We start from the raw sequence: 26,073 nt of genomic DNA on the forward strand, positions 1-26,073 counted from the left end.
AGAGTCTCTCAAAAATCTCAACTTGAATAGTGTACTTTAAACTATCGAGTCGACGAGCGACATGAGTTCAAGGCAGCCCGCGCACAGCAAGCGCAGCGTACTTAACGTACGTGAGCATTGCGCGCACGGACTAACGCCGAAATCATGAAGCACAGTCACTCGTTGTAAGAAGACACCTTCGGGTTGTGAGGTTAAGCGACTAAGCGTACACGGTGGATGCCTAGGCAATCAGAGGCGATGAAGGACGTGCTAATCTGCGATAAGCGTCGGTAAGGTGATATGAACCGTGATAACCGACGATTTCCGAATGGGGAAACCCAGTGCAATTCGTTGCACTATCGTTTGATGAATACATAGTCAAACGAAGCGAACCGGGGGAACTGAAACATCTCAGTACCCCGAGGAAAAGAAATCAACCGAGATTCCCCTAGTAGCGGCGAGCGAACGGGGAGCAGCCCAGAGTCTTAATCAGCATTAGCATCAGGAGAACGGTCTGGAAAGGCCGGCAGTAAAGGGTGATAGCCCCGTATCCGAAGGTGTTAGTGTTGTGAACTCGACGAGTAGGGCGGGACACGTGTTATCCTGTCTGAATATGGGGGGACCATCCTCCAAGGCTAAATACTCCTGATTGACCGATAGTGAACCAGTACCGTGAGGGAAAGGCGAAAAGAACCCCGGCGAGGGGAGTGAAATAGAACCTGAAACCGTGTACGTACAAGCAGTGGGAGCCCCACCACCAAAGCATTTTCTGGTGTTGAGGACAACTTTAAAGTGACATTCAACACGCGTTGGCGGAGCGTTTTTTGCGACGCCCAACACACAAAACAAGCAGTGAATGTGCTTTGGGGTGGGGTGACTGCGTACCTTTTGTATAATGGGTCAGCGACTTATATTCTGTAGCAAGGTTAACCGTATAGGGGAGCCGTAGGGAAACCGAGTCTTAACTGGGCGAATGAGTTGCAGGGTATAGACCCGAAACCCGGTGATCTAGCCATGGGCAGGTTGAAGGTTGGGTAACACTAACTGGAGGACCGAACCGACTAATGTTGAAAAATTAGCGGATGACTTGTGGCTGGGGGTGAAAGGCCAATCAAACCGGGAGATAGCTGGTTCTCCCCGAAAGCTATTTAGGTAGCGCCTCGTGAACTCATCTTCGGGGGTAGAGCACTGTTTCGACTAGGGGGTCATCCCGACTTACCAACTCGATGCAAACTACGAATACCGAAGAATGTTATCACGGGAGACACACGGCGGGTGCTAACGTTCGTCGTGAAGAGGGAAACAACCCAGACCGCCAGCTAAGGTCCCAAAGTCATAGTTAAGTGGGAAACGAAGTGGGAAGGCTCAGACAGCCAGGATGTTGGCTTAGAAGCAGCCATCATTTAAAGAAAGCGTAATAGCTCACTGGTCGAGTCGGCCTGCGCGGAAGATGTAACGGGGCTAAACTATGCACCGAAGCTGCGGCAGCGAACGTATCACTTAAACTGATTATGTGATATTCAATAGTATCAGAACGATTGACGGAGCAACGCGACGTCAATGCGTCCAACAAAGTCGAGGCGGAAACGTCAGACAGTCAGTTTAAGGATACGTTCGTTGGGTAGGGGAGCGTTCTGTAAGCCTGTGAAGGTGTACTGCGAGGTATGCTGGAGGTATCAGAAGTGCGAATGCTGACATAAGTAACGATAATGCGGGTGAAAAACCCGCACGCCGGAAGACCAAGGGTTCCTGTCCAACGTTAATCGGGGCAGGGTGAGTCGACCCCTAAGGCGAGGCAGAAATGCGTAGTCGATGGGAAACGGGTTAATATTCCCGTACTGGTGATAATTGCGATGGGGGGACGGAGAAGGCTAGGCTATCCGGGCGACGGTTGTCCCGGTTTAAGGATGTAGGCAGGTGAATTAGGCAAATCCGGTTCACTATATGCTGAGGTCCGACGACGAGTCACTACGGTGATGAAGTAGCTCATGCCCCGCTTCCAGGAAAAGCCTCTAAGCTCTAGATTATCATTAATCGTACCCCAAACCGACACAGGTGGTCAGGTAGAGAATACTCAGGCGCTTGAGAGAACTCGGGTGAAGGAACTAGGCAAAATGGTGCCGTAACTTCGGGAGAAGGCACGCTGGCGCTAGGTGAAGTCCCTCGCGGATGGAGCTGAAGCCAGTCGCAGATACCAGCTGGCTGCAACTGTTTATTAAAAACACAGCACTGTGCAAACACGAAAGTGGACGTATACGGTGTGACGCCTGCCCGGTGCTGGAAGGTTAATTGATGGGGTTATCCGTAAGGAGAAGCTCTTGATCGAAGCCCCAGTAAACGGCGGCCGTAACTATAACGGTCCTAAGGTAGCGAAATTCCTTGTCGGGTAAGTTCCGACCTGCACGAATGGCGTAATGATGGCCAGGCTGTCTCCACCCGAGACTCAGTGAAATTGAACTCGCTGTGAAGATGCAGTGTACCCGCGGCAAGACGGAAAGACCCCGTGAACCTTTACTATAGCTTGACACTGAACATTGAGCCTTGATGTGTAGGATAGGTGGGAGGCTTTGAAGTGTGGACGCCAGTCTGCATGGAGCCAACCTTGAAATACCACCCTTTAATGTTTGATGTTCTAACGTAGCCCCGTTATCCGGGGTGCGGACAGTGTCTGGTGGGTAGTTTGACTGGGGCGGTCTCCTCCCAAAGAGTAACGGAGGAGCACGAAGGTTGGCTAAGCATGGTCGGACATCATGCGGTTAGTGCAAAGGCATAAGCCAGCTTGACTGCGAGAGTGACGGCTCGAGCAGGTACGAAAGTAGGTCTTAGTGATCCGGTGGTTCTGAATGGAAGGGCCATCGCTCAACGGATAAAAGGTACTCCGGGGATAACAGGCTGATACCGCCCAAGAGTTCATATCGACGGCGGTGTTTGGCACCTCGATGTCGGCTCATCACATCCTGGGGCTGAAGTAGGTCCCAAGGGTACGGCTGTTCGCCGTTTAAAGTGGTACGCGAGCTGGGTTTAGAACGTCGTGAGACAGTTCGGTCCCTATCTGCCGTGGGCGTTGGAAGATTGAAAGGGGCTGCTCCTAGTACGAGAGGACCGGAGTGGACGCACCACTGGTGTTCGGGTTGTCATGCCAATGGCATTGCCCGGTAGCTAAGTGCGGAAGAGATAACCGCTGAAAGCATCTAAGCGGGAAACTTGCCTTGAGATGAGTCTTCCCTGACTCTTTAAGGGTCCTAAAGGAACGTTTAAGACTAAGACGTTGATAGGTTGGGTGTGTAAGCGTAGCGATACGTTGAGCTAACCAATACTAATGAACCGTGAGGCTTAACCTGACAACACCGAAGGTGTTTTAGAGAGATTATGTTGATTCAATAAGCGTAAGAAGCCGAAAGGTGAAGAACACAGCAGCTTGTTCGAGATTGATGTTCTGGTTTAGTGCACGAGAGTGAGATTAAACGGGAACACACAGAATTTGTCTGGCGGCAATAGCGCGGTGGTCCCACCTGACCCCATGCCGAACTCAGCAGTGAAACGCCGTAGCGCCGATGGTAGTGTGGGGTCTCCCCATGTGAGAGTAGGGAACTGCCAGACATTCAATTAGTGAGAAAGCCACCCATTGGGTGGCTTTTTTGCGTTTGGGGGAAACTAATTTATTGTTGATATTATTCCTCTTCGTAGGGTCATTAGTCATGAATATAACTACCGTCAATGGCAGCTCTCGATATAAAGTAGTGAGTAACAACTCACGTATTATTTAGAGGGTGAGGATAAAAGAAGGTAAGTGGTATGAATAGCCACTAATTCAATATTATCCATTTTATAGTTTTAGTGTAAAACTTAAAGGCCTTATGGGTAAGTTAGTGGTTGTGTTAAATTTGATAAGCTATAACATCTCAAATTTGATATACTACCTATAGTAACTAATCAAAAAGTATAAAATTTTCATTATTTTTCTGTGATATAGGGACTTCAAATTTGGCGAAAAGAACCTATTCTGTTCGGTATATTGCAGGTGAGCCCGCTAAACGTATTCAGCCGATGCCTGTTCATATGTTAGGTGAATCACTTCCAATCGGTTTACCACTGTTTGCAGCGGGTGAAACTCTTGATGTGGTTACATGGAATATTTACAAACAGCAACGTCCAAATTGGAAACACACCCTTAACGAATTAGTGAAAGATAGAAAACTAATCTTGCTGCAAGAGGCTCAAATGTCACCTGAGCTAATATCTTTTGCGGCATCACATAAATTAATCGCTGATCAAGTACCTGCATTACCTTTCTCGCCTCACCCTGCTGGAGTGATGACTCTTGCAGCTTCACATCCGATATACTGCTGTCCTTTACGAGAAAAAGAGCCACTTTTACGGCTAGCTAAATCTGCACTGATTACGGTTTATCCGTTACCAAATGGAAAACATTTGATGGTAGCAAATGTGCATGCAATTAACTTCAGCTTTGGTGTGGATGTTTATACTCGGCAATTAAGTAAGCTGGGAATTCATATTGCTAAACATGTTGGCCCAGTGATCCTTGCGGGTGATTTTAATGCATGGAGCAGGCAACGAGTAAATGCATTAAAACGGTTTATTCGTAGTGTTGGTTTAAAAGAAATTGCATTTAATGATGATTACCGTACTAAGGCCTTTGGGCGCCCTTTAGATTACGTATTTTATCGTGGATTGAAGGTTAAAAACAGCATTGTACTACCAACAGATGCTTCTGATCATAACCCTATTATGACCAAATTTACGCTTTCTAAGTAATTAAGATTATCTCCCTTATTTTCCCTCGTATTTAATTGTAGATTCGATGAACTACTTTTATAGGGAATATCAGATTGAAATCATCGTTTTTATACATTCTTTTCTTTTTTGCACAAATAGCTAATGGGTCTAGCTTATTGTTGGCAAAACATGCTGAACAGTTGCCTCGTTTAGTTATTTATGACTCATCTTATCGACAAATTTCTTATCCAAATGGTGATGTGCCCGAACAATATGGTGTTTGTTCTGATGTAGTTATACGAAGCTACCGAAAAATTGGTATTGATTTACAAAAATTAGTACATGAAGACATGAAAGCAAACTTTAGCCAATATCCCAGCCAACGTATATGGGGATTACGTAAGCCAGATACAAATATTGATCATCGTCGAGTGCCTAATTTAGAGGCTTTTTTTTCACGTAAAGGGAAAAATAAGCCTATTTCAAAGAGTGCCAGTGATTATGTACCTGGCGATATTGTCTCATGGCGTTTAGATAATGGTCGGCCACATATCGGTGTTGTAACTTCGATAAAGTCACCAAGTACACAAAGTTATTTAGTTATGCACAATATAGGATATGGCCAAGTTGCTGAAGATGTTTTATTTCGTTGGGATATTGTTGGACATTATTCTTATTAAATGAAATTGTTTTTATGTAATATAATTCTCATAATTATAATTTCCATAATTAACTTATTCGTCAGGTTATATATATATAAGTGATTAGTTTTATTTGTTGTTTTTTAAACTATACCCTAATTATTGTATTGGAATTAATTTTCCATGGGCTATATTTATAACTGGTAGGCATAGCGTATAAAACTTAATTAATTATATATACGGTGGTTAATGTAATGAAAAATATAATTATTGTAGGCGGTGGGACTGGTGGAACGATGCTAGCGAATACACTTGCCAGAAAATTGAGTAAAGAAATTTTTTCGAAGAAAATAAAAATAACATTAATTACTGATAATCCAATCCATTATTATAAACCTGCATTTATGTATGTTGCTTTTAATTTATTTTTTAAGGATGAACTGAGTCGCCCTGAAAGAGAATTGCTAAGACCTGAAATAGAGTTAGCCATTGATAAAATTGAGTCCTTTGATTTTAAAAATAAAGCGCTAAACTCAAAGGATGGAAAAAAATATAATTATGATTTTCTTGTTATTGCGACAGGTTGCGTGCCGAAACCTGAGCGCATTGAAGGTTTAAAGGATATTGATAACCATTTTTATGCTTATGATGCATCGAGAAAGCTAGCTGACCAATTGGCTAAGATTGAAAAAGGTCGAATTTTTATTACGGTATCATTCCCTGAAACGCCAAATGTACCCCATCAGTGTGGTATCGCACCGATGGAAACAACTTTAATGATTGATGAATTTTTACGTAAACGTCGAGTTAGGGATAGTATTGAAATCGTTTATACCTATCCAACAGTTTCACAATTATTGCGTAACTGTTTATTCATGCAACAACCTGTTTGTGAAGTTATTCCTGAAGTATTTACTGCTAAAAATATTAAAGCTCAGAGAGGGTTTACTTTAGATAAAGTTGATCCAGATAAAAAAATAGCTTATTCGAAAGAAGGTGATGAGCAAAATTTCGACTTATTGATCAGTACTCCGCCAATTACCGCGGTTGAGGCAGTTATTAATACCGGATTAAGTGAGCATAATAATGGTGAAGGTTGGTTACCTACCGACCATGAAACTATGCAAGTTTATGGTGTTGATAGCGTTTATGTTATAGGTGATACCGTTGATTTACCGATCAGTAAAGCAGGTGGAAGTTGCCATAATCAAGCTGCAATTATAGCTGATAATATTTGCGGAGAATTAATTTATGGTTATCCTGCCGCTATTTATGATGGCCGAGTTCAAGCTGTTGCCCAAATGGGATTAACGGCAGGGATGCCTTTACAATACGATTATAAACACGATGTTATTCCTACGCCTCCGACTAAATTAGGGGGATTACTAAGAAATGGCTTTAATAGAGGTATTTATTGGGCTGCTATTCGTGGCTTAGTTTAAGGAGGAAATCAAAATGTCTAATAATGAAAATCAAAGTAAACTAGTTGAACTTCTTAATTCTGAGTCGGGTGATCATTTCGCAGACAAATTAGCACCGCTATTACAATTGAATCGTTTAGATAATATTGTTGATTTACTTTCTCTAATTTCTGACCTTATTGACATTACTGATAATAGCACGGTAGAAAAACTGGCAAACTCATTTGAGGATACTCTAGCGCCAGTCTGGGAATTCGGCACTGCATATAATATGGCTAAAATGGAGGAAATATATAATAGTAAAAATCCAAATTTTCGTTCGGTGTATGCTTTATTAAAAGATCCAAATACATTACGTGGAATTAGTACCGTTTTACGAACCTTGCAAATAATGGGTTCTCGATTGTCTTCCCCCCAAGAGGGATAATATTTCGGAGGTGGTATGATATTAGATAAATTGTATTCTTTTGATACGCGTGTGATACATAATTACTATGATGCAGCCGAAAATTTAGGATCACTCGCTTCTCCTATTTATCAAACGTCAACTTACGTATTTGATAGTGTTGAAGAAGGTGCCGCTTGTTTTAGCGGTGAATCGGATGGGTATATTTATACACGAATAAATAACCCAACATTAAGTTTGTTGGAAAAGCGGCTTGCTGATTTAGAAGAGGGAAATGCAGCAATTGTATTTTCTTCAGGGATGGGGGCAATAACATCGACTCTTTGGACCTTACTAAGCCCAGGAGATGAGCTGTTAGTTGATATGACGGTTTATGGCTGTACATATGCATTCTTTCATCATGGGTTAGCTAAATTTGGTGTCAAAGTTCGTCACATTGATATGAGTGACCCAAATAATGTGGCACAGGAACTCACTGAAAAAACAAAGATGATATTTTTCGAGTCACCTGCAAACCCAAATATGCGCTTAGTTGATATTAATGCTGTGAGTAATATCGTTCATCAATATAACCTTGCAAATAACCAAGAAATATTGGTGACAGTAGATAATACCTATTGTACTCCTTACATTCAAAAACCACTTGAGCTTGGGGCGGATATCGTTGTTCATTCATTAACGAAATATATGAATGGGCATGGTGATGTGATGGCTGGCGCTGTTATAACAACTGAGGAATTAGCGAAGCAAATCAGATTGGTTGGCCTGAAAGATATGACTGGAGCATGTTTATCCCCTCATGATGCAAACCTGATATTGCGAGGAATGAAAACACTGCCAATCAGAATGGAAAGGGTGGTTAAAAATGCACAGAAAGTTGCAAAATATTTGGCCTCGTTATCTGAAGTTTCTCAGGTAATGTATCCAGGTTTACCGAGTTTTCCGCAATACTCATTAGCTCAAAAGCAGATGAAGTTACCTGGAGGGATGATTGCTTTTGAACTTAAAGGGGGCCTTGAGGCGGGTAAGCAGTTTCTGAACCGTCTACAGCTATTTTCTTGTGCGGTTAGCCTCGGTGATTGTGAGTCATTGGCTCAGCACCCTGCAAGTATGACCCATTCTACTTACACTGCTGAGGAACGAAAACAGTATGGGATTAGTGATGGGCTTATTCGTTTATCAGTTGGGTTAGAAAGCGCTAATGATTTGATTGCCGATATTAAGCAAGCGCTCTTTTGATACCACAATAGGTAACAAAAGGCCCTATATCATATAAATATAGGGCCTAAATTCACTTTACGAATACTTTAGTCGATTAAGATTTTTGAAATTTACGCATTACAAAGAAGGTGACGCTCAATATAGCGACCCATGCAAACCCAACGAGAAGGGCAACTTGGGTGTCTTTAAAGAATCCTAGTAATGCAATAACAAAGACCATAAATGCAATAGTAATTGCAGGACCAATCGGCCAAAATGGAACTGGGAATTTGAGTTTTTTAACTTCTTCAGCGCTCATTTGGCGACGCATTGCGACATGAGAAAGTAGGATCATTAACCAGACCCAAACAGTTGCAAAGGTTGCGATTGATGCAATAATCACAAAGATTTTTTCTGGAAGTAGGTAGTTCAAATACACGCCGAGTAACATTACCACGGACATCACCATCACAGTGACCCAAGGCACCCCACTTTTCGTTAACTTGGTAAAGACTTTTGGTGCCTGCTTGTCTTGTGCCATACCATACATCATACGACCAGCACCAAAAATATCACTATTGATAGCTGAGACAGCTGCTGTGATCACCACGATATTTAAGATATTTGCCGCTGATTGAATACCTAAGCTATCAAAAATTTGGACGAATGGGCTGCCATTCTGACCAATTTGATTCCACGGATAGATGCACATCAGAATAAAAAGTGTTAACCCATAGAATAATAAAATACGAATGGGTACTGCATTGATTGCTTTAGGAATAGTTTTTTCTGGATTTTGTGCTTCACTGGCGGTAATACCGATCACTTCGATACCCCCAAAGGCGAACATTACGATAGCTAAGGATGCAATAACACCTTCAATACCGTTAGGCATAAAGCCACCGTGTTCCCAGAGATTTTGGATACCTACCGCATGGTCAGTTTCTTGGCCGAAACCGTAGAACATTAAGAAGGTACCACCAACAATCATTGCGATGATTGCGGAGACTTTCACGATAGACAGCCAAAATTCCATTTCACCGAAAATTTTAACATGGCATAAATTGAGCGCACCAATAAATAGCACGATACTTAATACCCATACCCATTGGTCAACATGTGGAAACCAGAACCCCATGTACATCCCGAAAGCGGTAATATCAGCCAAGCACACGACTAACATTTCAAATACGTAGTTCCAGCCAGTCAAAAAACCAGCGAGGGGGCCCATGTAATGGCTAGCGTAGTGAGAGAATGAACCGGGTACTGGGTGATGCACTGCCATCTCGCCTAAGGCTCGCATAACCATAAATACAGCGGCACCACCGACCATATAAGCGAGTAAAACTGCTGGACCTGCCGCTTGAATGGCAGAAGCAGAACCATAAAATAAGCCGGTACCAATCGCTGACCCTAGAGCCATAAAGCGAATGTGCCGAACACTCAGCCCCTTTCTGAGTTGATTTTGTTCACTACTTTGCATGTCTTTTCCTGTCTTTTTCTTCGTTCGATATGTTGTTCCGAATATGCTTTCGGTATTGTTTATTCAGTCGGACGTACTTTATTGAACCCTAAGGTGGCTACATTATCACAAACTTCCTTGTTCGTGAGATAGATATCTGCAATATAATGCGTGCTTAGCTAACTATTTTAGGAGTGATATGAAATACCCAATTAATGAAATTTTCCAAACCATTCAGGGAGAGGGGGTTTTTACTGGTGTTCCTGCTGTGTTTATTCGTTTACAGGGCTGCCCAGTTGGATGTAGCTGGTGTGATACCAAACAAACATGGGAAAAAGAACAAGATAAAGAATCGACCCTAGGGGATATCGCACTTAAAACGATTGATTCAGATTTATGGGCCATGGCAAGCGGTGAGGCATTGATTCAATTAATGAAAGAAAAACACTTCAGCGCACAGCATATTGTTATTACCGGCGGTGAGCCTTGTATTTATGATTTACAGCCACTGACTGGGATATTAGAACAACACGGATATCAATGCCAAATTGAAACTAGCGGCACATACCCTATTCAATGCACAGATAACACATGGGTTACCGTATCACCAAAAGTCGGTATGAAAGGAGGGTTACAGGTGATCAGCCAAGCAGTAAATCGTGCTAATGAAATTAAGCATCCTGTTGCTCGCGAAAAAGATATTGAGGCTCTTGAGAAAATTTTAGCATTACGTACTGTCGAGCCCTCTCCATCAGTGGCATTGCAGCCAATTAGCCAAAAGGCGGCAGCAACAAAATTGTGTATTGCAACCTGCATTCAACGTAACTGGCGGTTATCGATTCAGACACATAAGTATTTGGATATTCAATAATAAAAATAGCGATAACCTAGCAGTAACCCCCAATAACTGGAAAACGCTTATTGGGGGTCTTTAAATTATCTAAATGGTTGGTTTAATGGTACTTCAGGATCTGGCTCGTGAGTAATACGGTTACGTAAGTCACGGCGAATAATTTCAATAGACCAAAACCAAATTAAATGACCAAATATTTCTGACACATTCTCATACCATGGCAGGTCGAAAAGTGGAGGGGTGAGCCCCATTAGAGGGAATGAAATCATGTGGACAAATAATTGCGCCAGTGCACCTGCTAACAACCCTTGCCATAGCTTAATTTTAGGGAATATTTCAGCAACAATGCAATACCCGACCGCAAACACGATAGAAAATATGATGTGAGTAACACCCACAGAGTTAAAAACGTGCCCAGCAAAGGTATAAACTGCAGAGTTAGGATCTGCAATTCCTAACCAATCTCTTAAGAAAATATAAGGTGGATTGAGGAAATTGCGTGAGCAGTCAATTTGTTCTGCTGCACGAATCAGTGTTTCAGGTGAACAAGCGGCATTAAACATATCCGTTGGACTTCTTGGGGGTAATGGAACTTCAGCGCCCCACTTGACAAACGAAGAGACAATACCTGCAATTAAACCGATAAATGCTGCCAGCCCATAGCGCCTTCTGGACTTAGGTGTTTGTTGAAATAGATTCATTTTCCCTGCCTTATTAAAAGTAAATAATGATAAATAATAGATCAGGTTATAATTTGATGCACTATGTCAAATAAATGTTTTTATATCCTTAATGTTAAGGGGGGAATATCAGCCACTGATTTATTGCCTTAATCTCGACCTTAATAACGTATGGATCTTTAGGATTTAGCCTGTAAAAGGCAGTCAGGAAGCTTTCTATACAGCGTTGGGCATTGATATTGGTGATGAGTGATGGGTGATGAGTCGAAAGTGAGGATATAGGGATTTAGCCCCTCATTTATGTTCAAAACCTATTAGGCTTGCCGCTAAGTCAGCGGTCTGAGGAGCGTGTATCCCTATGTTATGTGACTTTTTTAACGCATTAACTTTTAAGCTTCCCCGCGATAGACGCAGCCTGCATTGCAGGTTTCTTTTACGGTAACCGCACTTAATAATGGTAGTAAAGGCTTCGTTTGTTGCCAAATCCACTGAGCTAACACCTCACTAGTTGGGTTTTCTAACCCTTCTATATCATTTAAATAGTGATGGTCTAAGCGTTCCCAAATAGGCTTAAAAGCGGCTTTTACATCGGAAAAATCAATAATCCAACCACTATGTGAGTCGACTTCACCGGTGATTTCTAAACGCACCATGAAAGAATGCCCATGGAGTCGACCACACTTATGACCCTCTGGCACATGAGGAAGTTTGTGGGCGGCTTCGAATGTGAAATCTTTATAGATTGTTGTGCTCATATGTGGCTCCTTGTTGTGAATAAACAGCGTATTGTACTGCATTTTTAGGTGAAAATATCTTTAATTACTAAAATAGCGTTAACCGCTTTTATCAATATGATCCATCAGTTAATTGCTTTAGGCTTTTTAGTTATTAATTATGGCTATCGTTTCTTATCCCATTATCTAGGGTTGTTATAACCTAACGGCATACCCTATATGTTTCAGGTACTGCGGTATTTTTTGCTTTATTACCCTAATTATTTGGGGGAATGGGCAGGTATTAGGTTGTCGGTCTTTTCTGGGGTAATGACATGGCATCGTTTTTTTAAATCAAAGATGAATAACGCTGGGGTTACAAGATAATGACAAAAAAACAGCCGCCATTAGCGGCGCTGCCAATATCTGTTGAGCAATTAACACGTTTACAGACGGCCGTTGATGATTTTTCATCTCATCAACTCGCATGGCTTTCTGGGTATTTGTGGGGAGTGGTAAATCAAAATACGCAAGTTGATGCATCGGTCAGTACGCCTGCAGTTACGCAAGACACTATCACAATTATCTCAGCTTCACAGACAGGAAATGCACGTCGCCTATCAGAGCAGCTCAGAGAGCGCTTGGTTGCTGAAAAAATTAGTGTGAACTTAGTGAATGCAGGGGATTATAAATTCAAGCAAATCAACCAAGAGAAAGTGTTGGTTATTGTAGCGTCAACACAAGGTGAAGGGGAACCAGCCGAAGAAGCGGTTGCACTGTATAAATACCTTCATTCTAAAAAAGCCCCTAATTTATCACAAACCAGCTATGCGGTTTTCGCGCTGGGAGATTCTTCTTACGAAAAATTTTGCCAAGCGGGTAAAGATTTCGATTCGCAACTTGCATCATTAGGGGCTATATCGTTAACCGAGCGAATTGATGCCGATGTTGAGTATCAAGCGATTGCGAGTGAGTGGGTTGAAAACCTCACACAAATTTTAAAAGCTCGCGTTCCTGCTCAAAGTGATAGCCAATTATTGGCGACTCAAACAGGAAGTGTGAATGAAATTCATTCATCACCTTATAGTAAAACTGCGCCATTAACAGCGTCTCTTCTGAGTAATCAAAAGATCACCAGTCGAGACTCGCATAAAGATGTTCGCCATATTGAAATTGATCTCGGTGACTCTGGTTTACGTTATCAACCTGGTGACGCGCTAGGTGTTTGGTTCGATAATGACCCTGCTTTAGTTGATGAGCTGGTGGCTTTGTTGTGGTTGCAAGGTGACGAAGAAGTCTTTATTGGTTCACAGCGCCATTCACTACGTGATGCACTAATTTATCAATTAGAACTGACACAAAATACCCCAGTAATTGTTGAAAAATATGCTCAGTTGTCAAAAGATGATGCGTTGTTGTCATTGATTAGCGATAAAGCCGCTATTTTGCACTACGCACAAAATACGCCAATCGTCGATATGGTACGCCAAGCGGCATCTCAGCCTACTGCCCAAGAATTTGTTGACCTACTGCGTCCGCTAACCCCTCGTTTGTACTCGATTTCTTCTTCCCAATCTGAGGTAGAAAATGAAGTTCATGCAACGGTTGGGGTTGTCCGCTATGAGATTGATGGTAAGGCACGTACTGGTGGTGCATCAGGTTTCTTAGCTGACCGCTTAAATGAGGATGATGAACTTCGCATATTCATTGAACACAATGATAACTTCCGTCTTCCACAAGACCCAAATACGCCTGTGATCATGATTGGCCCTGGCACCGGGATCGCGCCATTTCGTGCTTTCTTACAGCAGCGTGATAATGACGGTGCGACAGGGAAAAACTGGTTATTTTTTGGTAACCCACATTTTGTTGACGACTTTCTCTACCAGGTGGAATGGCAGCGCTATGTCAAAGACGGTTTATTAACCCATATTTCATTAGCATGGTCCCGCGACCAGCAAGAAAAAATCTATGTACAAGATAAACTTCGCGAACAAGGTGAAGAAGTATGGCAATGGTTACAAGAAGGTGCGCACATCTATGTATGTGGTGATGCAAACCGGATGGCCAAAGATGTCGAACAGGTATTATTAGATATCGTCAGTCAATATGGGAACATGGATAGTGAAGAAGCTGATGAATTTTTAAGTGAGCTGCGCGTAATGCGCCGTTATCAGAGGGATGTTTATTAATGAGCAATGAACAACAACAAAAGCCCTTAATTGTCGAAGGTAAACTTGCTGACAGTGAACGCATGAAGCAAGACAGTAATTACTTACGTGGAACCATTAAGGATGACTTAAAAAATGGGTTAACGGGAGGTTTTGAGGGTGATAATTTCCTGTTGATTCGTTTTCACGGGATGTATCAACAAGATGACCGTGATATTCGTGCCGAGCGGGCGGAACAAAAACTCGAACCTCGCCATGCAATGATGCTGCGTTGTCGTTTGCCGGGCGGCATAATTACGCCCAAGCAATGGCTTGATATTGATAAGTTTGCCACGGAGCACACGCTGTATGGCAGTGTGCGTATTACGAATCGGCAAACATTTCAGTTTCATGGCATCCTCAAAGGGGATGTAAAGCCTGCCCATCAAATGCTAAGTCATGTTGGTTTAGATGCCCTTGCAACGGCGAATGATGTTAACCGTAACGTGTTATGCACTTCTAACCCTGTGCAATCCGAATTGCACCAACAAGCCTATGAATGGGCAAAGAAAATATCTGAACATTTATTACCGCGCACTAGTGCTTACGCGGAAATTTGGTTAGATAAAGAAAAGATAGTGACAACGGATGAAGAGCCAATTTTAGGGCAAACTTATTTGCCACGAAAATTTAAAACCTCAGTCGTGATCCCACCACTAAATGATGTGGACTTGCATGCAAATGATATGAACTTTGTTGCAATTGCCCAAAACGGTGAGTTGATCGGTTTTAACGTGCTGGTGGGCGGTGGCCTTGCTATGACTCATGGGGATACCGCAACATTTCCTCGCTTAGCCAGTGAGTTTGGGTTTATTCCATTAGACAAAACATTAGCCATTGCAGAAGCGATAGTCACCACTCAACGGGATTGGGGCAATCGAACTGAACGTAAAAATGCAAAAACCAAATATACCCTTGAACGTGTAGGAGTCGATACTTTCAAAGCAGAGGTCGAAAGGCGCTCTGGTGTAACTTTTGAGCCCATTCGGCCTTATCAATTCACTGAACGTGGTGACAAAATTGGCTGGCTCAAAGGGATTGATAATCGCTGGCACTTAACATTGTTTATTGAAAATGGTCGATTAATTGATTTAGAAAATAAGCCATTAAAAACCGGTGTGGCCGAAATTGCGCGTATTCATCAAGGTGATTTTCGTTTAACGGCAAACCAAAACTTAATTGTCGCGGGGGTGCCTGAAAGTGAAAAAGCGGCAATTGAAGCGATTGCCAGATCTCATGGGTTAATGAGTGATGACATAACGGCGCAACGTGAAAACTCCATGGCTTGTGTATCATTTCCAACTTGCCCGCTCGCGATGGCGGAAGCCGAACGCTTTTTACCTGAATTTATTAGTCAGGTGGAAAGTATTATGGCCTCTCATCAAGTGGCCAATGAACATATCGTTTTGCGGATAACGGGTTGCCCTAATGGCTGTGGGCGAGCGATGTTGGCAGAGGTTGGGCTGGTCGGTAAAGCTATTGATAGATATAACTTACATTTAGGTGGAAATCGCATTGGTACTCGTATTCCACGCATGTATCGTGAAAATATTAGCAGTGCGGAAATTCTAACCATTTTAGATGAATTAATCGGTGACTGGGCAAAGGCACGCTTGCCTGACGAAGGGTTTGGCGATTTTCTTATTCGCACCAATGTCGTAAAACCGGTATTGAATTCAGCCATCGATTTTTATGAGGTAAAGGAGGCGGTATGAGTCGACTTGAGCTAGCAACACTCACCGCACTCGATAAGCCCCAACAAGTCGCTTATCTCGCGGAGTTTAATTCCCAGTTAGAAGCTATGAATGCATTGCAACGGGTTGAGTGGGCGATTGAATATTTACCCGCAGAGTTTGTGTTGTCTTCCAGCTTTGGTATCCAAGCGGCACTAACATTGCATATGGTGACGCAAATTGTGCCAAATATCCCAGTTATTTTAACGGATACCGGTTATTTGTTCCCAGAGACCTATCAATTTATTGAGGCGTTAACAGATAAGTTGAATTTAAATTTACAGGTGTATCGAGCAAAGCAGTCACCTGCTTGGCAAGAAGCGCTATATGGTCAACTTTGGACGCAAGGGCTTGATGGTATTGAGCGTTATAACCAATTGAATAAAGTTGAGCCAATGGAGCGCGCGTTACATGAATTACAGGCACAAACTTGGTTTTCAGGTTTACGGCGAGAGCAATCAGCAAGCCGCGCAAATTTGTCTGTGCTAGGTATCGGAAAAGGCATTTTTAAAGTTTTACCAGTGATTGATTGGAATAATAAGCAAGTTTATGAATATCTAACAAAATATGATTTACCCTATCATCCTCTGTGGGAGCAAGGGTATTTATCGGTTGGTGATACCCATACAACTCGCAAATGGGAAGAGGGAATGAATGAAGAAGATACTCGTTTTTTTGGATTAAAGCGTGAATGCGGGCTGCATGAAAACTAAATACTCGTCATAATTCAAGCCGCAGCGTTGTTGGCTACGTGCATTCGCACTAGTCACATACTGGTGTATGCTCCTAGTGACTCATTTACTTGCCGCCTAGCTGCAACGTGAATTATTTAGAGTATTAATTTAGTCATAATTCAAGCCGCAGCGTTGTTGGCTACATGCAACTCGAATTATTTAGGGTATTGAATATAAGCAAATAATAACTAAATAAATAAAATATTTGTTTAATTACAAAGGAATACTTTTGTATTTAAAAAAGTATTTCAAGCTAATTATTAAATTAAATCAGTAATTAGTTAACTTGTTAAATTTAATCTAAGTTTTATTTTTTATTTGTATTTATCGATTTTCTATCAGGGTTGTGATGATTATTTGGCTTATTCCTTTCAGTTACAAGAAAGAGCTTTTTGTCATTTCAAACCTATTGTTTGAAGCCATATAGTCAATTTTATATTTCTTATAATCAGTTTATATAACGATGGGTGAGCAAGATGGATTATTTACCATTATTTGTCGATGTCCGCACGCGAAAGGTCGTGTTAATTGGCGGCGGTGTTGTCGCAGCACGAAAAGCAGAATTGCTAATAAAAGCACAAGCTGACTTAGTGATCATCTCACCGACGTTATGTACACAGTTACAAGCGGAGCACCAACAAAATAAATTTGTTTGGTTAGCTGAAGATTACCAATCCATTCATTTAGATGATGCTTTTTTAGTTATCGCAGCAACAGATGATGCATTACTGAATGAAACCGTTTTCTATGACGCTAATGAACGGAAAGTATTCGTTAACGTGGTTGATGACCAGCCGTTATGTTCATTTATTGTACCTTCTATTATTGATCGTTCCCCGGTGATTGTGGCGATCTCTTCAGGAGGGACGGCACCTGTTTTGGCTCGTTTACTTAGAGAAAAACTGGAAACGATGCTACCAACTTCCTTGGGAAAAATGGCGGAAATAGCCGGCCGCTGGCGTCATAAAGTCAAAGAAACACTAACGAGTATGCGTGAAAGGAAGCGCTTCTGGGAAAAAAGTTTCAGTGGACGTTTTGCTTCGCTAGTTGAAAAAGGGCAATTCAGTGAAGCGGAACAACAATTGGAACGTCAATTGTATGAACCTGATAACCATGGCGAATTAACCTTAGTCGGTGCCGGTCCGGGAGATGCGGGGCTACTGACGTTAAAAGGGTTGCGAGTTTTACAAAGTGCAGAGGTGGTTTTGTATGACCATCTGGTGAGTGAAGAAATACTCGAACTAGTTCGTCGCGATGCTGACAAAATTTGTGTTGGGAAACGCGCAGGAAATCACAGTGTTTCCCAAGAAGAAACCAATGCTTTGATCGTGAAATTTGCTCAACAAGGTAAAAAAGTGGTGCGCCTGAAAGGTGGTGATCCTTTTGTGTTTGGGCGAGGGGGAGAAGAGCTACAAGTTGCGGCACAAGCGGGGATCCCATTTCAAGTGGTTCCTGGTGTAACAGCGGCGATTGGTGCAGCCGCTTACGCGGGGGTTCCGCTGACTCACCGAGAGCATTCACAGAGTATTACGTTTATTACAGGTCATTGTCGTGAAAATGGAATGGAACTTGATTGGCAGGCGCTTGCTCGAGGGAACCAAACGCTAGCTATCTATATGGGCACCGTAAAGGCCGCGAAAATCAGCGAACAGTTGATTCAATTCGGCCGTGCTGAAAATACCCCTGTTGCTGTTATCGGCTGTGGCACTCGGCGTGAACAAAAAGTAGTGACTGGCAAATTAAACGAGCTTGAAGTATTAGCACAGCAGGCACCCGCTCCTGCTTTGATAGTGGTTGGTGAAGTAGCTGCATTGCACCAACAACTCGCGTGGTTTGGTTCTCAAACCGAAGACATCAGATGGCGCAGTGCCGTATTGGAACTGGCTTAAGTAAGGGGCTATCGTGAACGACAAAAAATTGACTCATTTACAGCAGTTAGAGGCAGAAAGTATTCATATTATTCGTGAAGTTGCCGCCGAATTTGCTAACCCAGTCATGCTGTACTCTATTGGTAAAGATTCCTCTGTGATGCTCCATTTAGCACGCAAGGCATTTTATCCGGGAAAACTGCCATTTCCTCTCTTACATGTTGATACGGGGTGGAAATTTCGTGAAATGTACGAGTTTCGTGATGCAACAGCAGAAAAATACGGTTTTGAGCTACTTGTTCATCGTAACCCTGAAGGAGAAAAGCTGGGGATCAACCCGTTTGTACATGGCAGTGCTAAGCACACCGATATTATGAAAACTGAAGGCTTAAAGCAGGCTTTGGATAAATATGGTTTTGATGCTGCATTTGGCGGTGCTCGTCGTGATGAAGAGAAATCACGCGCAAAAGAGCGGATCTACTCTTTTCGTGACCGATCTCATCGTTGGGACCCTAAAAACCAGCGGCCTGAGCTGTGGCATAACTATAATGGGCAGGTCAATAAAGGGGAAAGTATTCGTGTTTTCCCACTATCAAATTGGACAGAACTCGATATTTGGCAATATATCTATTTGGAAAACATCGATATTGTTCCCCTGTATTTTGCAAAAGAACGGCCAGTTATTCAGCGGGACGGTACTTTGTTAATGGTGGATGATAACCGTATTGACCTACAAGCGGGTGAAGTCATTAGTCAGCAAAAAGTGCGTTTTAGAACATTAGGTTGTTGGCCACTGACGGGAGCTGTGCCATCAGAAGCACAAACGCTGCCTGAGATTATAGAAGAAATGTTGATTTCTACGACGAGTGAGCGACAGGGGCGGCTGATTGATAGCGACCAATCCGCTTCGATGGAGTTGAAAAAGCGCCAAGGTTATTTTTAGTGGGCAAGGTTAATACGCAAAGTCAGGAGAAAAATCATGGCACAAGCCGTTTATAATGAATCAATCGCTCATCAAATTGAACAGCAAGGTGGTGTAGAACCTTATTTATTGGCGCAGCAACATAAAGGATTATTACGCTTTTTAACCTGCGGTAATGTGGATGATGGTAAAAGTACCTTAATTGGCCGTTTACTGCATGATACTCGCCAAATTTACCAAGACCAACTGTCAACTTTGCAAAGTGATAGTAAGCGGATAGGGACTCAAGGGGAAAAACTTGACCTTGCTCTGCTGGTGGATGGCCTTGCTGCTGAACGTGAGCAGGGGATCACCATCGATGTGGCTTATCGTTATTTTTCAACAGAAAAGCGCAAATTTATTATTGCGGACACCCCCGGCCATGAGCAATATACGCGCAATATGGCGACAGGGGCATCAACTTGCTCACTTTCTATTTTGTTGATCGATGCTCGAAAAGGGGTACAGGAACAAACGCGTCGCCATAGTTTTATTAGTACATTGCTTGGGATCCGCCATCTTATTGTTGCCGTCAATAAAATGGATCTGGTGGATTACAGTGAAGCCATTTTTGAAAAAATAAAGCAGGATTACCAAAAGTTTGCAATGGAGTTGCCTGTGGATTTAACGGTCTGGTTTGTACCGATCTCAGCCCTAGATGGCGATAATATTGTAAATGCTAGCGATAATTTTAAGTGGTATCAAGGTGATACGCTATTATCGATATTAGAAAATGTTCAAGTGGAACAAAAAGCTTCGGAGCAAGCTTTGCGTTTCCCTGTGCAATATGTGAACCGCCCAAATTTAGACTTTCGCGGATACAGCGGGACATTATCAGCAGGGATCGTGGAAGTGGGTCAAAAGGTCAAAGTGTTGCCATCAGGCGCCACTTCAGCAATTAAAGAAATTGTGACTTTTTCAGGGGAACAAGATTTTGCTATACCGGGGGAAGCGATTACATTAGTACTTGAGGATGAAATTGATATTAGTCGTGGCGACTTAATTGTTGCACAAGATGAAACCTTACAAACGACGCAGCATGCTTCTGTCGATGTCGTGTGGATGTCTGAACAGCCATTAGTTCAAGGCCAACAACTTGATATTAAAATTGCGGGAAAACGCAGTCGAGCAAAAGTAGAAAATATTCAATACCAAGTTGATATCAATAATTTAACCCAGAAAGTAGCGACAGAGCTGCCGTTGAATGGGATTGGTTTAGTCGAGTTTTCCTTTGATGAGCCATTGTTACTGGAAAACTACCAACGCAATGCAGACACTGGTGGAATGATTTTTATTGATAGGCTCACAAATGTGACGGTTGGCGCGGGTTTAGTCCGCGAAACACAAGCCCCTGTTTTTGATCAACCCAGTGATTTTAGTGAATTTGAAATTGAGCTAAACAAATTAGTACGCCGCCATTTCCCACATTGGGGTGCGCGTGATGTATTGGGTGGGAAATAATACGGATGACAAAAGAAAACCATATTGTTTGGCACCAACATCAAGTAACTCGCCAATTACGTGAAAGTAATAATGGCCATAAAGGTGCTGTGTTGTGGTTCACCGGGTTATCAGGTTCTGGGAAATCGACATTAGCAGGGGCAATAGAGCACCAATTGACGTCCATGGGAATGAAAACCTATTTATTGGATGGCGATAATATTCGCCATGGTTTATGCCGTGATTTAGGGTTTAATGAGGCCGATAGGCAAGAGAATATTCGTCGAGTGGGGGAGGTGGCGAAGTTAATGGTTGATGCAGGGTTAATTGTTGCGACCGCATTTATTTCGCCTTTCCAAGCGGATAGACAAAAAGTTCGTGATTTATTTGAACCTGAGCAATTTTTTGAGTTGTACGTGGATACCCCCGTAAGTATTTGTGAACAGCGAGACCCCAAGGGGTTATATCAACAAGCACGGGAAGGAAAAATAAAACAATTCACGGGGATTGATTCCCCTTATGAAATACCTCAAAACCCTGAGCTGCATCTGGATGGACAACAACCCATTTCGGATTCCCTTTCCCAAATCATTGCGCTTTTATTGCGCAATCATGTCATTCAGCTAGATTATTAATACAGCTTAAATACCTCCTTTATTTTATCTGATGGTAAAATAAGGCGGTATTTTGCGTATTCAAACCCGACTTAATCTGACTTTTTAGCACAATTTTAGTATCACAGTAGCGTCAATCGTTGAGTTATGGGATGATTAGCAAATCATTTCAGGGGGCAAGATGGGTAAATTAACGCTACTATTAATTGCGATATTAGCTTGGTTACAGTATTCCTTATGGTTAGGCAAAAATGGCATACATGACTACGTACAAGTCAAAGATGATGTCGCCGCTCAGGAAATTGTAAATTCGCGCTTAAAAATGCGTAATGAACAGCTATTCGCTGAAATCAACGACTTAAATGATGGCCAAGATGCGATTGAAGAACGAGCCCGAACAGAGCTTGGGATGATCAAACCTGGAGAGTCATTTTATCGAATGGTTAAAGAAAGTAATAACCAGAAATAGACACAATAATATGATGTCAAAATAGTATACCCATTAGCCTGATAATTTCTGATGTAAGAATTCAACAATGACAAATCCAAACCATGCCCCACAAAATAATCTTCCGCGAATTGTTGCACTGATTCCTGCTGCTGGGGTAGGTAGCCGTATGAATGCAGAGTGCCCAAAACAATACTTGCAGGTTGCAGGTAAAACAATCATTGAGCACACCATCAGCGCATTGCTAGAAAATGATAAAGTGCAAGAAATTGTGGTTGCGTTGAGTGCGGAAGATGATTATTTTCAACAACTTGAAATTTCTAATGACCCTCGAGTGACGACGGTTATTGGTGGCAAAGAACGCGCCGATTCAGTATTAGCGGGACTGGATTTTTTAATTGCTAATCCCCAATTTTCAGATTGCTGGGTATTAGTGCACGATGCAGCGCGTCCCTGCCTTCATCAATCAGATTTAAATGAAATTATTCAATTAGCAGCGGAACAAAATTGTTGTGGTGGGATCCTCGCTGCCCCAGTGCGTGATACCATGAAACGTAGTTCAACAGCCAACCAATTAATTGACCATACCGTTGAACGTGAAGCGTTATGGCATGCCCTTACACCACAATTTTTTCCGTTAATATTATTACGGGATTGTCTAAGTAAAGCCTTGAAAGAAAACGCAGTGATCACCGATGAAGCTTCTGCGCTAGAATATTGCGGCCACCAACCTGTGTTAGTTGCTGGCCGCGCTGATAATTTAAAAGTGACGCGCCCAGAAGACCTCACTTTAGCGGAATTTTATCTTTCAAGAATGAACAACTAAGGAAAAAAAATGAGAATCGGACACGGTTTTGACGTACACAAATTTGGTGGCGAAGGCCCTATCATCATTGGTGGCGTGCGTATCCCTTATGAACAAGGTTTGCTCGCGCATTCTGACGGTGATGTGGTCTTACACGCGTTAACCGATGCAATTCTCGGCGCTGCTGCACTGGGGGATATTGGTAAATTATTCCCTGATACGAACCCTGCATATAAAGGGGCGGATAGCCGAGTCTTATTGAGAGACGCATTTTGCCATGTGCGTGCCAAAGGGTATCGCATTGGTAACATTGATATTACTATCATGGCTCAGGCGCCAAAAATGTTGCCTCATATCGCTCAGATGCGTGTGAATATTGCCGAAGATCTTGAGTGCCACATGGATGATGTGAATGCGAAAGCGACCACAACAGAGCAACTCGGTTTTGTGGGGCGTAAAGAAGGCATTGCCTGTGCTGCGGTTGTTCTTTTAATAAAAGATAATAGTAATGAAAGTAATGAATGTTCAGTACCTGCATGGTAAGCCATTATCTTCTGGCACGTTAAAAAGTGTCCCTGAAGATTTTATCGTCAAAGAAGATTTAGGCTTTGAGCTAGATGGCGAAGGCGAACATGTTATGGTTCGTGTGGAAAAAACAGGCTGTAATACCGTGTTTGTTGCTGAACAACTAGCAAAATTTGCTAAAATTTCAGCGAGAGCTGTCAGTTACGCAGGTTTAAAAGATAGGCATGCAGTGACAGAGCAGTGGTTTTGCCTGCAAATGCCGGGTAAAGAAACACCTGTTTTTTCGACTTGGCAACTCGAAGGCTGCCGAATACTGGCTGTTACTCGGCAAAAACGCAAATTACGTATTGGTTCCTTGAAAGGAAACCAGTTTGAAATAACGTTGCGTGATATTTCGGATGCAAAAGATGTTGAACAGCGTTTACAGAAAGTTGCATTAACAGGGGTGCCTAATTACTTTGGTGAACAACGTTTTGGGCGTGATGGACAAAATTTAACGCAAGCGTTACGTTGGGCAAACCAAGAAACCAACGTACGTGAACGCAACAAGCGTAGCTTCTATCTTTCAGCTGCTCGTAGTGCAATGTTTAACCATGTGGCAAGCGAACGTATTGCAAATAATACCGCTCAACACGTGATGTTGGGAGACGCATTGCAATTAACCGGTAGAGGAAGTTGGTTTGTCGCGACACAAGATGAGTTTGCTACATTGCAACCTCGCCTAGAGTCCAACGAATTAAGCATTACCGCGCCATTACCGGGTGATGGGGAGTTGGGAACTCAGGATGAAGCACTGGCATTTGAAACTCAGTGTTTAGCGGATTATCAACCCTTTATCTCTTTAATGCAGCGTGAACGAGTTTCTCCAGCTAGACGAGCGGTGATAACTAAACCTAAAAACTTACAGTGGGAATGGTTGGACGACTCGACGGTAAAACTGAATTTTTTCTTAAACTCAGGTTGTTTTGCAACCAGTGTTGTGAGAGAAATTATTAATCAAAATGGGCAGGATAATGTCGATGCTAAAGATTTTATTGAGTAATGACGATGGGGTAAATGCGCCCGGGATTCAAACCCTCGCGGCAGCGCTACGCCAATATTATCATGTTCAGGTGATTGCGCCTGATCGCAATCGTAGTGGGGCTTCTAATGCATTAACATTAGATAAACCACTTAAAATTCAAACACTAATTAATGGTGACCTTGCTGTACAAGAGGGAACGCCAACAGATTGTGTCTATATTGGGGTTAATAAAGTAGTACGTCCACGTCCTGATATTGTTGTCTCTGGTATTAACTGTGGCCCTAATTTAGGGGATGATGTTATTTATTCAGGTACTGTTGCAGCGGCAACTGAAGGCCGTCATTTAGGTTTACCTTCAATTGCGGTATCGTTAGATGGCGAAACGCATTATGAAAGTGCGGCGAAAGTGACATGCGATATTCTTGCGCTCTTACAGAAGAACCCATTGCGTGCAGGGAATATCTTAAATATAAATGTACCGGATATCCCGTACGAAGAAATTAAAGGTATCAAAGTCACTCGCTGTGGCAGTCGTCATGCCGCTTCTGAGGTGTATAGCCTAGAGGACCCAAAAGGGAATACATTGTATTGGCTAGGGCCAGTTGGGGAGATCCGTGATGCCAGTCCGGGAACGGATTTTGAGGCTGTACAAAATGGGTACGTTTCAATTACGCCATTACAAGTTGACCTAACCGCTTATAAAGCACACTCACTAGTGGAAGAGTGGCTCGAAAAATCAGGAGTGTCAGTAAAATGAAAACAGGGCTCATGAAAGAACTTTTGGCTCAATTACGCCAACAGGGAATTCACGATGAGCGCCTATTAGATGCCATTTCACTTGTTCCTCGGGAACGGTTTGTGGATGAAGCGCTCTCCCATAAAGCCTATGACAATATCCCATTACCTATTGGTCATGGGCAAACTATTTCACAGCCCTATATTGTTGCTAAAATGACAGCGCTATTGGCTTTAGCACCGGATGATCACGTTCTTGAGATAGGAACTGGTTCAGGGTATCAAACCGCAGTATTGGCTCACTTGGTTAAGCACGTTTTTTCTGTTGAGCGGGTGAAGAGCTTGCAATGGGCGGCTAAACGGCGCTTGAAGCAACTTGATTTACACAATGTTTCAACTCGTCATGGTGATGGTTGGGAAGGTTGGCAATCAAAAGGCCCCTTTGATGCCATCATTGTTACTGCAGCACCAACAGAAATACCAACTCTACTATTAGGGCAATTAAAAGATGGTGGGCGAATGGTTCTACCTGTCGGTGATAAAGAACAAGCACTAAAGCTAATTACCCGACGAGGTAATGATTACCATACTAATGTTATCGAAAAAGTTCGTTTTGTCCCATTGATCGCGGGTGATCTTCTTTAATCTACTTGCAATGATATTTAATAAAAGCCTGACTATTTTTATAATGGGTTTAAATAAAATATCATTGCAAAGGTTTCATTAACTCAAATAGCAGTAAAACCATTCCAAATATGATACTTTACCCAACTGAATTTGAGAGAATAGCTTAAAGCGTTAGGTCATACTCTCAATTTATTATATTTTTAATATATTTAACTTGTTCACTATTTTGTATTTCTGCTTTAATAAGTGAAATATTT

The 26,073-nt window shown here is 42.4% G+C and carries 22 protein-coding genes and 2 rRNA genes; 21 read left to right on the top strand and 3 right to left on the bottom strand.

Going from position 1 to position 26,073, the window contains the following annotated elements:
- The first annotated feature begins 189 nt into the window (after window positions 1-189).
- The 7 genes from P3L37_RS04375 (at window position 190) to megL (ending at window position 8,423) form a co-directional block, all read left to right on the top strand.
- A 23S ribosomal RNA gene (locus tag P3L37_RS04375) occupies window positions 190-3,320 on the top strand.
- A 143-nt stretch (window positions 3,321-3,463) separates the two neighbouring features.
- A 5S ribosomal RNA gene (rrf, locus tag P3L37_RS04380) occupies window positions 3,464-3,579 on the top strand.
- 384 nt (window positions 3,580-3,963) lie between these two features.
- Complete coding sequence (locus P3L37_RS04385) at window positions 3,964-4,755, top strand: endonuclease/exonuclease/phosphatase family protein (RefSeq protein ID WP_004913919.1); 792 nt, start codon at window positions 3,964-3,966, stop codon at window positions 4,753-4,755.
- 95 nt (window positions 4,756-4,850) lie between these two features.
- Window positions 4,851-5,396: a DUF1287 domain-containing protein gene (locus tag P3L37_RS04390; protein WP_375372867.1), complete on the top strand. Its 546-nt coding sequence runs from the start codon at window positions 4,851-4,853 to the stop codon at window positions 5,394-5,396.
- A gap of 215 nt (window positions 5,397-5,611) precedes the next feature.
- The gene (locus P3L37_RS04395; protein WP_272667443.1) at window positions 5,612-6,799 is read left to right on the top strand and encodes an FAD/NAD(P)-binding oxidoreductase; all 1,188 of its coding nucleotides are present in this window, start codon (window positions 5,612-5,614) and stop codon (window positions 6,797-6,799) included.
- 13 nt (window positions 6,800-6,812) lie between these two features.
- On the top strand, window positions 6,813-7,205 hold the full coding sequence (locus tag P3L37_RS04400) for a hypothetical protein (protein ID WP_004913913.1): 393 nt from the start codon (window positions 6,813-6,815) through the stop codon (window positions 7,203-7,205).
- A 15-nt stretch (window positions 7,206-7,220) separates the two neighbouring features.
- Window positions 7,221-8,423 (top strand): methionine gamma-lyase, encoded by a 1,203-nt coding sequence (gene megL, locus P3L37_RS04405; RefSeq protein ID WP_109911997.1) that lies wholly within the window; start codon window positions 7,221-7,223, stop codon window positions 8,421-8,423.
- A 76-nt stretch (window positions 8,424-8,499) separates the two neighbouring features.
- On the opposite strand, the gene P3L37_RS04410 is transcribed toward megL, so the two are convergent.
- Window positions 8,500-9,867, bottom strand: coding sequence for an amino acid permease (locus P3L37_RS04410; RefSeq protein WP_109911998.1), 1,368 nt, complete (start codon window positions 9,865-9,867; stop codon window positions 8,500-8,502).
- Window positions 9,868-10,045: 178 nt separating this feature from the next.
- Here P3L37_RS04410 and queE point away from each other — a divergent pair, with 178 nt between their 5' ends.
- Window positions 10,046-10,717: a 7-carboxy-7-deazaguanine synthase QueE gene (gene queE / locus P3L37_RS04415; RefSeq protein WP_109911999.1), complete on the top strand. Its 672-nt coding sequence runs from the start codon at window positions 10,046-10,048 to the stop codon at window positions 10,715-10,717.
- A gap of 65 nt (window positions 10,718-10,782) precedes the next feature.
- Here the strand turns inward: queE and P3L37_RS04420 are convergent, their stop codons facing one another.
- On the bottom strand, window positions 10,783-11,400 hold the full coding sequence (locus P3L37_RS04420) for a YagU family protein (RefSeq protein WP_004913904.1): 618 nt from the start codon (window positions 11,398-11,400) through the stop codon (window positions 10,783-10,785).
- 368 nt (window positions 11,401-11,768) lie between these two features.
- A complete protein-coding gene (gene queD, locus P3L37_RS04425; RefSeq protein ID WP_004913900.1) occupies window positions 11,769-12,134 on the bottom strand; it encodes a 6-carboxytetrahydropterin synthase QueD in 366 nt (121 codons plus the stop codon).
- Between the two features lie 344 nt (window positions 12,135-12,478).
- Here queD and cysJ point away from each other — a divergent pair, with 344 nt between their 5' ends.
- The 13 genes from cysJ to P3L37_RS04490 all read left to right on the top strand — a co-directional run bounded on the left by cysJ (window position 12,479) and on the right by P3L37_RS04490 (window position 25,834).
- Window positions 12,479-14,284 (top strand): NADPH-dependent assimilatory sulfite reductase flavoprotein subunit, encoded by a 1,806-nt coding sequence (cysJ, locus tag P3L37_RS04430; RefSeq protein WP_110732232.1) that lies wholly within the window; start codon window positions 12,479-12,481, stop codon window positions 14,282-14,284.
- Window positions 14,284-16,017, top strand: coding sequence for an assimilatory sulfite reductase (NADPH) hemoprotein subunit (gene cysI / locus P3L37_RS04435; protein WP_110732231.1), 1,734 nt, complete (start codon window positions 14,284-14,286; stop codon window positions 16,015-16,017). The genes cysJ and cysI overlap by 1 nt, the downstream gene beginning before the upstream one ends.
- Window positions 16,014-16,748 (top strand): phosphoadenosine phosphosulfate reductase, encoded by a 735-nt coding sequence (gene cysH / locus P3L37_RS04440; RefSeq protein WP_110732230.1) that lies wholly within the window; start codon window positions 16,014-16,016, stop codon window positions 16,746-16,748. The genes cysI and cysH overlap by 4 nt, the downstream gene beginning before the upstream one ends.
- 497 nt (window positions 16,749-17,245) lie before the next feature.
- A complete protein-coding gene (cysG, locus tag P3L37_RS04445) occupies window positions 17,246-18,658 on the top strand; it encodes a siroheme synthase CysG (RefSeq protein ID WP_110732229.1) in 1,413 nt (470 codons plus the stop codon).
- A gap of 13 nt (window positions 18,659-18,671) precedes the next feature.
- Complete coding sequence (gene cysD, locus P3L37_RS04450; protein ID WP_004913887.1) at window positions 18,672-19,580, top strand: sulfate adenylyltransferase subunit CysD; 909 nt, start codon at window positions 18,672-18,674, stop codon at window positions 19,578-19,580.
- 36 nt (window positions 19,581-19,616) lie between these two features.
- Complete coding sequence (cysN, locus tag P3L37_RS04455) at window positions 19,617-21,059, top strand: sulfate adenylyltransferase subunit CysN (RefSeq protein WP_109912004.1); 1,443 nt, start codon at window positions 19,617-19,619, stop codon at window positions 21,057-21,059.
- A gap of 5 nt (window positions 21,060-21,064) precedes the next feature.
- Window positions 21,065-21,673 (top strand): adenylyl-sulfate kinase, encoded by a 609-nt coding sequence (gene cysC / locus P3L37_RS04460; protein ID WP_109912005.1) that lies wholly within the window; start codon window positions 21,065-21,067, stop codon window positions 21,671-21,673.
- Window positions 21,674-21,833: 160 nt separating this feature from the next.
- Entirely contained in the window at window positions 21,834-22,121 is a 288-nt protein-coding gene (gene ftsB / locus P3L37_RS04465; RefSeq protein ID WP_004260736.1) for a cell division protein FtsB, read from the top strand.
- A 67-nt stretch (window positions 22,122-22,188) separates the two neighbouring features.
- Window positions 22,189-22,926 (top strand): 2-C-methyl-D-erythritol 4-phosphate cytidylyltransferase, encoded by a 738-nt coding sequence (gene ispD / locus P3L37_RS04470; protein WP_004913881.1) that lies wholly within the window; start codon window positions 22,189-22,191, stop codon window positions 22,924-22,926.
- Window positions 22,927-22,935: 9 nt separating this feature from the next.
- Window positions 22,936-23,448: a 2-C-methyl-D-erythritol 2,4-cyclodiphosphate synthase gene (ispF, locus tag P3L37_RS04475; protein ID WP_272667442.1), complete on the top strand. Its 513-nt coding sequence runs from the start codon at window positions 22,936-22,938 to the stop codon at window positions 23,446-23,448.
- A complete protein-coding gene (gene truD, locus P3L37_RS04480; RefSeq protein WP_109912006.1) occupies window positions 23,414-24,472 on the top strand; it encodes a tRNA pseudouridine(13) synthase TruD in 1,059 nt (352 codons plus the stop codon). Before ispF ends, truD begins: the two co-directional genes overlap by 35 nt.
- The gene (surE, locus tag P3L37_RS04485) at window positions 24,450-25,211 is read left to right on the top strand and encodes a 5'/3'-nucleotidase SurE (protein WP_109912007.1); all 762 of its coding nucleotides are present in this window, start codon (window positions 24,450-24,452) and stop codon (window positions 25,209-25,211) included. The genes truD and surE overlap by 23 nt, the downstream gene beginning before the upstream one ends.
- Entirely contained in the window at window positions 25,208-25,834 is a 627-nt protein-coding gene (locus P3L37_RS04490; RefSeq protein WP_004913875.1) for a protein-L-isoaspartate(D-aspartate) O-methyltransferase, read from the top strand. The genes surE and P3L37_RS04490 overlap by 4 nt, the downstream gene beginning before the upstream one ends.
- Window positions 25,835-26,073 lie beyond the last annotated feature (239 nt).

Origin of the sequence: Providencia sp. PROV114 (genome assembly GCF_032704305.1) — a bacterium.
In the GTDB taxonomy this organism is placed as follows: domain Bacteria; phylum Pseudomonadota; class Gammaproteobacteria; order Enterobacterales; family Enterobacteriaceae; genus Providencia; species Providencia rettgeri.